The 11,823-nt window shown below is 54.1% G+C and carries 10 protein-coding genes; 6 read left to right on the top strand and 4 right to left on the bottom strand.

Features of this window, described 5'->3' with window-relative positions:
• Positions 1 to 1,060: 1,060 nt before the first annotated feature.
• The 6 genes from nirB to NLX71_RS17915 all read left to right on the top strand — a co-directional run bounded on the left by nirB (position 1,061) and on the right by NLX71_RS17915 (position 7,838).
• Positions 1,061 to 3,493: a nitrite reductase large subunit NirB gene (gene nirB / locus NLX71_RS17940; RefSeq protein ID WP_254365170.1), complete on the top strand. Its 2,433-nt coding sequence runs from the start codon at positions 1,061 to 1,063 to the stop codon at positions 3,491 to 3,493.
• Between the two features lie 35 nt (positions 3,494 to 3,528).
• Complete coding sequence (nirD, locus tag NLX71_RS17935) at positions 3,529 to 3,867, top strand: nitrite reductase small subunit NirD (protein ID WP_254365169.1); 339 nt, start codon at positions 3,529 to 3,531, stop codon at positions 3,865 to 3,867.
• Positions 3,868 to 3,928: 61 nt separating this feature from the next.
• Entirely contained in the window at positions 3,929 to 4,711 is a 783-nt protein-coding gene (locus tag NLX71_RS17930; RefSeq protein ID WP_254365168.1) for a formate/nitrite transporter family protein, read from the top strand.
• 86 nt (positions 4,712 to 4,797) lie between these two features.
• Positions 4,798 to 5,547, top strand: a complete 750-nt coding sequence (locus NLX71_RS17925) for an ABC transporter ATP-binding protein (RefSeq protein ID WP_254365167.1) — start codon at positions 4,798 to 4,800, stop codon at positions 5,545 to 5,547.
• On the top strand, positions 5,544 to 6,788 hold the full coding sequence (locus tag NLX71_RS17920) for an ABC transporter permease (protein ID WP_254365166.1): 1,245 nt from the start codon (positions 5,544 to 5,546) through the stop codon (positions 6,786 to 6,788). Before NLX71_RS17925 ends, NLX71_RS17920 begins: the two co-directional genes overlap by 4 nt.
• Before the next feature lie 135 nt (positions 6,789 to 6,923).
• On the top strand, positions 6,924 to 7,838 hold the full coding sequence (locus NLX71_RS17915; RefSeq protein WP_254365165.1) for an alpha/beta hydrolase: 915 nt from the start codon (positions 6,924 to 6,926) through the stop codon (positions 7,836 to 7,838).
• 58 nt (positions 7,839 to 7,896) lie between these two features.
• Here the strand turns inward: NLX71_RS17915 and NLX71_RS17910 are convergent, their stop codons facing one another.
• The 4 genes from NLX71_RS17910 to NLX71_RS17895 form a co-directional block, all read right to left on the bottom strand.
• Positions 7,897 to 8,934, bottom strand: a complete 1,038-nt coding sequence (locus tag NLX71_RS17910; RefSeq protein WP_254365164.1) for a Gfo/Idh/MocA family protein — start codon at positions 8,932 to 8,934, stop codon at positions 7,897 to 7,899.
• Positions 8,935 to 9,069: 135 nt separating this feature from the next.
• The gene (locus NLX71_RS17905) at positions 9,070 to 9,504 is read right to left on the bottom strand and encodes a thiol-disulfide oxidoreductase DCC family protein (protein ID WP_254365163.1); all 435 of its coding nucleotides are present in this window, start codon (positions 9,502 to 9,504) and stop codon (positions 9,070 to 9,072) included.
• 147 nt (positions 9,505 to 9,651) lie between these two features.
• A complete protein-coding gene (locus NLX71_RS17900) occupies positions 9,652 to 10,875 on the bottom strand; it encodes an FAD-dependent monooxygenase (RefSeq protein WP_254365162.1) in 1,224 nt (407 codons plus the stop codon).
• A 116-nt stretch (positions 10,876 to 10,991) separates the two neighbouring features.
• Positions 10,992 to 11,774, bottom strand: a complete 783-nt coding sequence (locus tag NLX71_RS17895; protein ID WP_254365161.1) for a helix-turn-helix transcriptional regulator — start codon at positions 11,772 to 11,774, stop codon at positions 10,992 to 10,994.
• Between the last annotated feature and the right edge of the window lie 49 nt (positions 11,775 to 11,823).

Genomic DNA, 11,823 nt, shown 5'->3' with positions numbered 1-11,823 from the left:
GCTCAAAATTTACTACTGACGAGAATTTTCATTCTCTTTATGACACTCACTCAATGTTCAGTTTTCAAAGGGCAATTTGGTTTCAGTATGCCTCCGAACCGTTTGTTTCAAACAGCCGGAAGACTAACTTACCACATTGTTTGTCTGATTGCAACTGTTAATTTCAGGCCGTTCGGCCGTTTCAATTAAGCGAGGCTTTCAAGACAACGATCATTACTCTATCACATTTGCTATCTGTTTGGCAAGCACTTTATTTTTCCATTCCAGGGGACGAACCCACAAGCGCAGAAGCTGTAATCAAGTGCTGCATGAGACAGCGAAAGTAACTTTACCACATTTCACGGAAAAGATGCAAGTCCAAATTTTCTCAGCCTTTGCACTCATCCTGCGTGAAAATTTGTGACCGACTCAAACGGCCGGAATGACACTATAACACAATTGCTGCCTTATGCGCAAGAGCTCTCAAAAATATCTTCTTTCATGTTTAATCTATTAATAAAGATACGAAGCGGGGGACGCCACCGGGCCAGTGGGGGTTATCTCTTGGCTCCTTCTTTTCCTCATTAAGCGTTCCGATTCAGTCAACCGCTTAATTTTAGTGCCCACCACGCTCGGGATTCTCGTATAGCAAATTGTAGCTTCGTTTTTGCCTGCGTTGAGCCGCTGCGGAGCGACAAAGCCAGCGCTTGGCTGCATGGACTACGTCAGCATTTTGTCTGATGATTGCGCCCTTTTCGATGCAGTACTTGGCCGTACCGGTCTTCGTGAACGCAGGCTGCCTGCTGTATCTGCGCTATCGCCGTAAAGTTTCGGTCGTGAATTCGTCATAACGATTAAGAAAAAAGGTCGCCCCTTAGGCAAGCTCAGCCGGAAGTTAATCAATCTTTTCGCGTTGTGGGCAACGGAAAACATAAGGTGTCGTACTAAAATTGTCACATATGAAGCTCCTTTTATAAATAAATAACGCTTTGATTGTGAAAAAAGTCACTAATTTTTCGTCAGCTTCCCTGTATACTTTCCTTATACACAAGAAAATCAGAGCTTTCGAGGAGGCCGGACAATGACCCTCATTAAAGAGAAACTTGTCATCATCGGAAATGGAATGGCTGGCATCAGTACCGTGGAACAAATTTTAAAATTGACAACGCGCTTCGATATTACTGTTTTTGGCAGTGAACCGCATCCGAACTATAATCGTATTCTGCTCTCCTATGTGCTGGAAGGCAGCAAAACATTTGACGATATTGTATTAAACGGATGGGACTGGTATAAAGAAAACGGCATTACGCTCCATACCGGAACGACGGTTTCCCATATCGATGAAGCAGCTCGTGAAGTCGTAGCGGAAAATGGAGAGTGTGTACCATACGATAAAGTCATTATCGCGAATGGCTCGAATCCGTTCATTCTGCCCATCCCCGGCACCGACAAGCAAGGCGTGATCGGCTTCCGGGATATTTCGGACTGCCAGCAGATGCTGGAGGCAGCCAAGTCTTACAAGAAGGCGGCCGTCATCGGCGGAGGGCTGCTTGGGCTCGAAGCCGCCAAAGGGCTTGTTCATCTCGGCATGGACGTGACCGTCGTTCATCTGATGGACGATTTGATGGAGCGCCAGTTGGATCATCAGGCGGCATCGATGCTGAAGGCGGAGCTTGAACGTCAAGGCATCAAATTTGCGATGGGCGCAAAGACGGTAGAATTGATCGGAGACGAACGTGTCGCCGGGCTGCGGTTTGCCGACAATACGGTGCTGGAGGCGGAGTTCGTCGTTATGGCCGTAGGCATCAAGCCGAATGTGACCGTGGCGCAAGCCAGCGGAATCTGGACGAAGCGCGGTATTGTGGTAGACGACTATATGCAAACTTCCATGCCGGACGTTTATGCGGTTGGCGAATGCAATGAACACCGCGGCGTCTGCTACGGACTGGTTGCCCCGCTTTTTGAACAAGGTCTGGTGCTTGCCAAGCATCTGTGCGGCGTAGATACGCTTCCTTATGAAGGCTCCGTTGTATCGACGAAGCTGAAAATATCGGGTGTGGACGTGTTCTCCACAGGCGAATTTATTGAAGATCCGGAGCATGTCGTCATTGCCCACAAGGATGAATGGAAGCAAACGTACAAAAAAATATTGCTGAAGCAAAATGTGATGGTGGGCGCGGTGCTCTTCGGCGACATTACGGACTCGGCCAATCTGCAAAAGCTGATCAAGCAAAAAACCGTGATGACCGACGAAATTTACGACTCCCTTATGGGTACTGGCTGCTGCGGCAGCGGAGCGAAAAGTACGGCTTCCATGGAAGCTATGGCCGACGAAGAAATCGTGTGCGGATGCAACGGCGTAACCAAAAAAACGATTGTCGACGTCATTACGGAAAAAGGATTGACGACGGTCGACGAAATTAAAGCCTGCACGGGCGCAACGCGGTCCTGCGGCGGCTGTAAGCCTGTCGTTGAGCAAATTTTGCAGCATGTCCTTGGCGACGGCTTCCAGACTTCCGCTAAGCAAGGTATCTGCGGCTGCACAACTCTCGGCCGCGACGAAATTGTCGCAGAGATCAAAGCTAAAGGGCTGACCTCAACGAAAGAAATTATGCATGTGCTGGACTGGAACCAGCCGGAAGGCTGCTCCAAGTGCCGCCCTGCGCTGAACTACTATTTGGGCATGATTTATCCCGATACGCACCAGGACGAGAAGGAATCGCGTTTTGTAAACGAGCGAATGAGCGCCAATATTCAGAAAGACGGCACCTTTACGGTCGTTCCGCGGATGTACGGCGGTGTCACGACGCCGGAGGATTTGAAGAAAATCGCTGACGTTTCGCTGAAGTACGATGTGAAGGTCGTCAAAGTAACCGGCGGTCAGCGGCTGGATCTGATCGGTGTGAAAAAAGAGGATGTACCCAAAGTTTGGGAAGAGCTGGGGATGCCTTCGGGCTATGCCTACGCGAAATCGCTGCGGACCGTTAAAACCTGCGTCGGCTCGCAATTTTGCCGCTTCGGCACTCAGGATTCGATGGGCATGGGCGCATTTCTCGAACGCAAATTCGAGCGTCTGGACCTGCCGGCCAAATTCAAAATGGCCGTTAACGGATGCCCGCGAAACTGCGCGGAAGCATGCACCAAAGATATCGGCATCGTCGGTAATGACGGCGGATGGGAGCTGTTCATCGGCGGCAACGGCGGAATTAAAGCGCGTTTGGCGGATTCGCTTTGCAAAGTAAAGACCGATGAGGAACTGATCGAGCTGTGTGCGGCCATCATCCAATATTACCGGGAAACCGGAAAATATCTGGAGCGAACTTCGGAATGGGTGGAACGCATGGGCCTGGAAACGATCCGCAAGGCAGTCGTTGACGATATGGACAACCGCAAAGCGTTGGTGGAACGGATCGAATTCGCATTGACGCAGGTTAAAGATCCTTGGACCAAAATGCTGGACGATACAGAGACGCGCACAGCTTTGTTCCAAGACTTGGAACCGACAGCCCAATAAACTTAACTTTGTATACGGGAAGGAGTATGGAATATATGAAAGAGCAGGAAACTTTTTATCTGATCGGAACGCTTGATCAGTTTTTGCCGCAAATCGGCCGTACCGTGAAATGGCGCGAATGGGAAATCGCCGTTTTCCGAACTTCGGACGGAGGAGTCTACGCACTGGAAAATCGCAGTCCGCATCCGAAAGGCGGACCGCTCGCAGAAGGGATCGTATCGGGGCATTACCTGTATGACCCGCTTTATGACTGGAAAATTGATTTGACCACAGGACTCGTACAGCAGCCTGATCAAGGACAGGTTCTGACATTTCCGGCAAAAGTCGAAGACGGTCAGGTTCACATCGCTGCGTCCGCAGTCCAAACCGCATAAAGCTGAAAAGCTTGACCGACTTTTATCCCAACGTAGAAGAGCAACCGGGGAGGACCGCCGTATGTTTACATCAAGCGTAGAAGCGATCATAGAAGCGGCTGTAAAAAAGAAAGAAAAAATGAACGAGAACCTCGCCCGCTATACGGTGTCGGCTTTGTTGGCCGGGGCATACGTTGGGCTCGGCATTATATTGATTTTCTCCGTCGGAGCGCCGCTTGCGGCTGCAAAGTCCGCTTTCCAGCCCATGGTAATGGGGATGTCCTTCGGTTTGGCGCTCACGCTTGTCGTCTTCGCAGGCTCGGAGCTGTTTACAGGAAATAATATGTTTTTTACAATGAGCACGCTTGCCCGCCGAACGACGGTAAACGATACGCTGAAAAACTGGGTCATCGTGTTCCTTGGGAACTTGGCCGGGGCCGTAGCGCTTTCCTTGCTGATCGTCGGTACCGGTCTTTTCAAAACGGCAGGGCCGGAGCATCTGATCTTCGCCGCTGCGGCCAAAAAAATGGCGCTTCCGTTCTGGGAATCGTTTTTCCGCGGCATTCTGTGCAACTGGCTCGTCTGTCTGGCTTTATGGATGGCCGGGAGGGCCAAGGAAGACATCGCCAAGCTGGTGCTCATCTGGTGGTGCCTGTATGCCTTTATCGCCAGCGGTTATGAGCATAGCGTAGCCAATATGACACTCCTTAGTTTGGCCTATTTACTGCCGCAGCATCCCGAAACGATCTCGCTTGGAGGCTGGTTTAACAATATGATTCCGGTCACGCTCGGCAACATCGTCGGCGGAGGAGTTTTCGTCGGGCTAGCTTACTGGTTCATCTCTCCCGTGCGAAGCAAACTTTAAATGAAGACAAGAAAACTTTGCCGCGACTGCGGCATTTTTTTCTTTTCCGGGGAAAACAAGGTACAATAGCGATGAGGTGAATGGACATGCAACCATTATTGAAGGTGGAAAAATTGACCGGCGGTTACAGCCGCAAAAAGCCGGTGCTGCATGAACTGTCGTTCTCAGTTCGCCCGGGAGAGATGGTCGGCCTGATCGGATTGAACGGGGCCGGTAAAAGCACGACGATCAAGCATATTCTCGGCCTGATGCAGCCGCACAGCGGTCAAATCCTGCTCAACGGCAGGTCGGTGGAGCAGGACCCGACAGCCTATCGGCAAACGTATGCCTACGTACCGGAAAATCCGCTTTTGTACGAAGAATTGACGGTGAAAGAGCATCTCGAAATGGCGGCGATGGCCTACGACATCCCGAAAGACGCCTTCGAAGAGCGAGCCGCCGCCCTGTTGGACGAATTCCAAATGACTGCCAACTGGAATCGTTTATCGGCTCATTTGTCCAAAGGGATGAAGCAAAAGGTCATGATCATGAGCGCTTTTCTCGTACGGCCTGCCTTATATATTATCGACGAGCCTTTTCTCGGTCTGGACCCGCTCGGCATCCGGGCGCTGCTGGAGCTGATGGTCCGTGTCAAAGAAAGCGGCGGAGCCATTCTGATCAGCTCGCATATTTTGTCCACGATCGAACGGTACGGGGACCGCTTCCTTCTGCTCCATCAAGGCCGTCTGACGGCTGAAGGGGATGTGGAAGCGCTGCGGAAGCAGGCGGATATGCCCGGCGCTTCGCTCGACGACTTGTTCTGCAGCCTGGTTACCCGGGACGTGACGCTGCGATGAATAAACACGAGCTGCCTTCCGATATTACAGGACTGTGGAGCAAACGAACTTCGGAGTTTTGGCGGGAAGTACGGCCCTATGCCGGGTATGCGCTGCAAAGCTTCTCTTACGCGGCTATTTTGATTATGCTGGCGGGAATGTATTTTTATACCCTTCTGCTAAACGAGGCGCCGCCGGATTTTCCGTTTCGCGAGACCGCAGCGCTCGTGCTCCTGCCCTTCTTGGCTTTATCTCCGGTTCGGACCTATATAAGGAAAGCGGACTTCATCTATTTGCTTCCGATGGAAACGAAGCTGTCGGTTTATATGCATCGGGCGGTGATGCGGTCATTTTGGATACAGTCGTTCCTGGTGCTTGCCGTGTGGATGTCGGTCTGGCCGATGTATGTTACGGCGGCCGGCGGAAGCCTGGTTCAATTCGCTCACGTGCTGATCATGGCGATTTTCGCAAAACGCGTACTGATCCACGGCGCATGGCTGGAACTCAAGCTGACGGATCGTCTGCCGATCGCTCTATGGTCGGTGCTTCGTTGGATCGTTTCCGCCGCAGTAGCGCTGCTTCTGCTCCGCCTGCCGCTGTGGACGGGGACATTGGCCGTCATCGCCTTGCTGCTAGTTTACCTCGGGGTGCTGCGGGTCATGGGCGGCAAACGAATCTTGAACTGGCCAAGGCTCGCCGAGACGGAGCAAAGACAGCGTGCGCGGATTTTCAGGCTTCTGAACTATTTTATCGATGTGGCGGATATCCCAAATCGTCCGACGCCGATTCGCGCGCCGATGAAGCTTCTCCGGGGGCTGGGAGGCTTTGGGTACGATACGGCTCATACTTACCGTTACTTGTTCACTTTGGTGTGGCTTCGCTCCGAGCTGGGCGGAATTACGATGCGGCTGACGGCGCTCGGCCTTTTATTGATCGCCTGGACCCGCAACGATGCGCTCGCCGTCTTCTTATTCGCCCTGTTTGCGGGACTGACGATGCTCCAGCTTAAAGAGCTGCAAAAAGTGTACCGTCACTCCGATTGGTCGTACATCTACCCGCTTCCGCCGGAATTGCGCATGCGTTCGGCCGCAGCCGTCCGCTTCCGCATTCATACCGCTTGCCTGCTTCTGCTTGGCGTGCCTCTGCTGTGGGCGATGTCCCATCCCGGATACGCTCTAGTGACGCTGTGCGCCGGGCTGGTATTGTCTTACGGGTACGCCAGATGGACCATGCGCGCGAAGAAAGCTGTAAAAAAGAAATAGAGTCTGTCCCCCTATCCAATCTTGTCGTATAATGGGGATTGCCTTTAGAATCAGACCGTTTTGGATAAAGAAAGGAACGCGTGACATATGAAACCAACCCCTGCGATTTCGAGAGTGCCGCGAAGGCGAAGGAGAATGTCGAGGAGTCCGTTATGGCTGCGGATCGTCGTCGGACTGCTGGCTGTAGCGGTGATCGCTTGCATAGGAATCTCGGTCTATGTAGGATGGAAGCTGTCTCATCCTGTGCCGAAAGCTCTGGATGATTCCCCGGAACGCCTCGGGCTCGCCTACGAAAACGTGCAATTTCCAAGCCGCGAAGGCGGACTGACTCTGAAAGGCTGGTACTTGCCGGGCAAAGTGACGGAGGGAGAAGGCGCTGCCGTCAAACCGAACATCATTATGGCGCACGGATACAAGAATAACCGATTGCAAAAAAGCGCCGAAGCGTTATCATTAGCCAAAGAGCTGACGGACTGGGGCTACAGCGTGCTGATGTTCGATTTTCGCAACGCCGGGGAGTCCGAAGGCAGCATGACATCAATCGGCTACTATGAAAAGCACGACCTGCTTGGCGCCATCGATTGGATGAATCAAAATCATCCGGGCAAGCTGGCGCTGCTCGGCTTCTCGATGGGAGCCAGCACTTCGCTGCTTGCCGCGGCGGAAGAGCCGTCCGTTCTCGGCGTGGTAGCGGACAGTCCGTTTCATCATTTGACCCGCTATTTGAAGGACAATTTGCCCGTTTGGTCGAAACTGCCCAACTTCCCTTTTACGCCATTGATCTTGCGCATTTTGCCTCCGCTGACCGGAGTCGATACGGATCAGGTCAACGGGCTGGCGGCGGTCGACCGTATTTACCCGCGGCCGGTGCTGTTCATTCACAGCACGAATGACCCCTCGATTCCCTACAACAACAGCGAGGCGTTGTGGGAGAAGCACAAGGATAAATTCGAGCTGTGGACGACCGCGGCGGAAGGGCATGCCCGAAACTATCCGCCGCTCAAAGCGGAGTATGTGCAGAAAGTGACGGCTTTCTTGGAAAAATTGTAAAATGCAGAAAAACGAGCCCCGGTGCCATGTGCGCCGGAGGCTCGTTTTTTGGTATGACTTAAGTCAATGCATTCAGAAGAGAAGTATAGCGAATCCGCTGCCCGCTGCGGGAAGATTCGTAAATGTCCGTCACCAGCCGGAGCGCTTTGTAGCCCTCGGGCCCGTTCAGCGGGTAAGGTCTCCCGTCCAGCACATGCTCGTAAAAATCGCGGATTTGGTAGCCGTGGCTGACGCCCCAGTACGATTTTTCCCCAAGATCGTTCGGCACCGGCTCGCTGAGAACCGCCGAAGTGCCGTTTTGATGCAAAAACAACGTATCGCCCTGCAAATGCAGCCGTCCTTGCTCGAACACCAGTTCCAACTCCACCGGGGAGTTGACGCCGTACGCATTCGTCGCATAAAACACCGCCGTCGCGCCGCTGGCAAATACCAAATGGGCATGCGCCGAATCTTCGACTTCGATGACGCCTTCGAGCGCATCGGTCGAAATCGATCCCTTGATGCTCTCCACCTCGCCGCCGAACCATTGCAGCAAATCGAGCGTATGAATCGCTTGGTTAATGAGCACGCCGCCGCCCTCCGTCGCCCAGCGTCCCTTCCATGCAGTTTCGTAATACTGCGGACTGCGGTGCCAGGTCACGATGCCTTTCATGCAGAGCAGCTTGCCAAGCTCCCCCGAATCGATCGCTTGCTTCATGCGGACGGAAGCGGGATTGTACCGGTTCTGGAAAATGACGCCGAGCTGCACGTTCGTATGCTTCGCTGCCGCCTCCAGCATGGTGCGCGCCGACGCTTTGTTCTCGGCCATCGGCTTCTCCGTCAGCACATGCTTGCCTGCCGCCAGCGCATCGACCGTCATGGGAGCATGCAGGTCATGGCCCGTGCATACGTGGATGACGTCGATATCGCCGCGCTTGAGCATGTCGCGGTAATCCGCGTAATAATCGCAGCCGTACCGCTGCGCCGTTGGCCGCCCGACCGTTCCGTCCGTATCGACAACCGCCTTCAAATCGGCCAAGCCGAGCTTGGCGATCGCTTGCAAATGAACGCCGGCAATTGCGCCGCAGCCGATCAGAGCCGTACCTAAACGTTTCACAAGGTTCACCTAGTTTCATCTGTGGTAGTGTATCTCATGAAAAAACAAGTTATTTCGAATGTAGCAGCCGATTGCGAAGGCTCAGGCTTCAACCAATAAAACGAGGCGGAAAACGCACGATGCGCAGCCTCCCCCTCATGTATCGAGAAACCGTTCCCGCACTTCGGGAGGCGGCAGCATGCAGGAATCGCTTTTTCCGAAAAAGCGATACCGGTTCGCGGCGATCCAGCGATAAACCAAATCCCGCAGCGGCCGCGGGACGACGATAAACGCATAAAGCAAAGGCCACGCCCCTTCCAGCCTGCGAAGCACCCGAAGCCCCGCGGTCGAGCGCGTGTACACCCGGCCCTGCTCAAGCAGCACGAACGTATCCAATTCGGCAGGATCGATCCCGTGCCGCCGCAGCACGCGGCTTCCGGTCTCGGATTGGATGGCGACGAACCGGAAGGCGGCACTTCGATCGCGGGGAACAATGAACTGCACAACCCGTTGGCAAAATCCGCACACCCCGTCGTAAAACACAAGCGGATGCCGCTCCGCTTCCGCATCCTTGCGCGAGCTATTCTCCATCGCCGTTCCGCCTCCTTCGGCAAGCCTTACTTTCTTCTATTGTACACCATACGCGTTCTTTTGGCGCTTCTAAAAAAAGACCGGTCCCGGCAGACGACTTCTGCGCCTTCGGGACCGGTGTGGGTGGCGGAACCCCCATCTCACATTTTAGTCTTGGAAAGTAAACCGCTCATGAATCGGCACCTTGCCGGACAGGCTCAGTACCCTGCGCTGAACCGCCGCCAGCAGCTTAGTCCGCGTAACCAAGGAGATAACCACCGGCGCAAGCGTTCGAAGGAACGGGGTCGAGGCAAAAAACATTCTCGCCGCGCGCGCTTGCATTTTGTGCACCGAGCGAATTTCGCCATCCCGTAGCGCTTGAACGCGCCCGAGACGATCCGCGGACACGTCGCCGTCATGGAACGCATCGTAAATGACGTCCGCCGCAATGACGGCCGTGGTGACGGATAAGGATACGCCGACCGCGCCGACGGGAGAAGCGCAGTGCGCCGCGTCTCCAATGAGCAGACAGCCGTCCTTGGCCCACTGCTTGACGTAAAAATCCTTGACCTGCAGCAGCACAAACGGCTTGAAATCGGTCAGCGCTTCGGCAAACTCGCGAAATGCCGGATGCGCGGCAAGCAGCTCTTGACGGAACGGCTCGATGCCGTCCTGCCGGATCGCCTTCCATTCGCCTGACGGCACAGCGACGCCGACCTGAAGACAATTCGGGTATTTCGGCAATAGGATATAGCTGTAACCGTCGGTAATCTTCATCCTCAACTCGTCGCCCCAATCGGCAGGCTTCGGGACGGTGAACCAGACGAGGTCGCCCGCAAGGTGCTCGTATTCCATCTCAAACCCGCCCAGCCGGCTGACCGCCGAGAAGCGGCCGTCCGCTCCGACCGTGACGCGGGCGCGTACCTCCAGCGTCCCTTCGGGCGTCTGGGCGATCGCTCCGGTGACCCGCTCTCCCTCATAGCGCAGCTCCTTCACTGCGGCGTGAAACAGCAGCTCGAAGGAAGGCAAGGACTTCGCTTTGTCGTAAAGCGCTTGCAGCAAAATAGGCTGCGGCATCCAGAGCGCGTACGGAATTTCCTCAGAGATGTTGTCGAAGCTGAACTCGCCGAGCCGCCTGTCCTTGTAATAGAGAGCGCCCTTGCGCAGCTTCGACGAGGGGAACGATTCGATATAGCTCCGCAAATTCACCTGCTCCAGCAGCTGCAGAAAACGCGGCTGAAGCACCTCCCCGCGATATTCGCGATCAAAGTTGTCATGACTTTCAAGCACAACGACATCGACGCCGGCTTTGGCCAACAGCATGCCGAGAATGAGTCCGGCCGGGCCGCCTCCCGCAATACAAACGTCTTTTTCCATCACGCGATGAACCATCGTTATCGCCTCCGTTTGTGCAAAGATCGTGACTTCAACAGAAAATGAGTGATCACTCACTTTTATGATTTCAGTATACTCCGCTCGCTGACCTTGCGTCAATGGAGAGCTGTCGCCTACCGTTTCTTTTCCCGTTCGCTCATGTAGAGGGAAGGCTTCTCGCCCGTGATCCGTTTGAAGGTGCGCTGAAAATACGACTGGTCGCAATAGCCCAGATGGTCGGCGATATCGCCGATCGTCAGCTCCGAATGCCGGAGCAAATACTTGGACGCTTCGATCCGCAAAGCATGAACGTATTCCCCGATCGTTTGCCCGGTCGTTTCTTTAAAGATCGTCGCCGCATAAGCGGGACTTTTGCCGATGAACCGGCCGAGCTCTTCCTTCGTCACTTTTTCCCGGTAATGCTCTTGTACATACTTTTTCATCTGGGCGGTCTGCGCGCTCTTGACATCCGGTCTGCGGAAGGCGTCATAGTCCCGATTAAACTCGGCCAGCAGATCAAGCAGAAGGCTCAGACACTTCACCTGGTAATAATCGGGCCGGTCCGTCCATTGCGCATGCAGCTTCTTCATCAGCCGCAGCAGCAGATCCATATTTCTCGGCTTAAATACAATCGGTCCGGCTTCGTCCAGCACCGGCAGCAAACCCGCTTCCGGCTCTGCGGTGAACTCGACGCGGTATTTCTCGTGAGCGACGGTCGGAATGCTTTTGGCGTAAAACGGCACGTCACGCGGCACAAACAGCACGTCGCCTTTTTCCATCACAATCTTCTCGTGGCGGACCCAGTAGCAGCATTTCCCGTAGGCTACGGCATGAAGCGAATAGGCTGTCGGGTTGTCCTCGGAGTCGATGTTCCACCCGTGCCCCAAATCGTGCGCCGAAGCTATGAGCCGAATCATTTTTCCGCGCCTCCTTCACAAGATGATCAAACTATTTTACAAAAAGTGT

This window comes from Paenibacillus sp. MZ04-78.2, assembly GCF_024213375.1.
Taxonomy (GTDB): domain Bacteria; phylum Bacillota; class Bacilli; order Paenibacillales; family NBRC-103111; genus Paenibacillus_G.
Note: the sequence above shows the minus strand (reverse complement) of the source record. Positions and strands in the feature narration are given on the sequence as shown.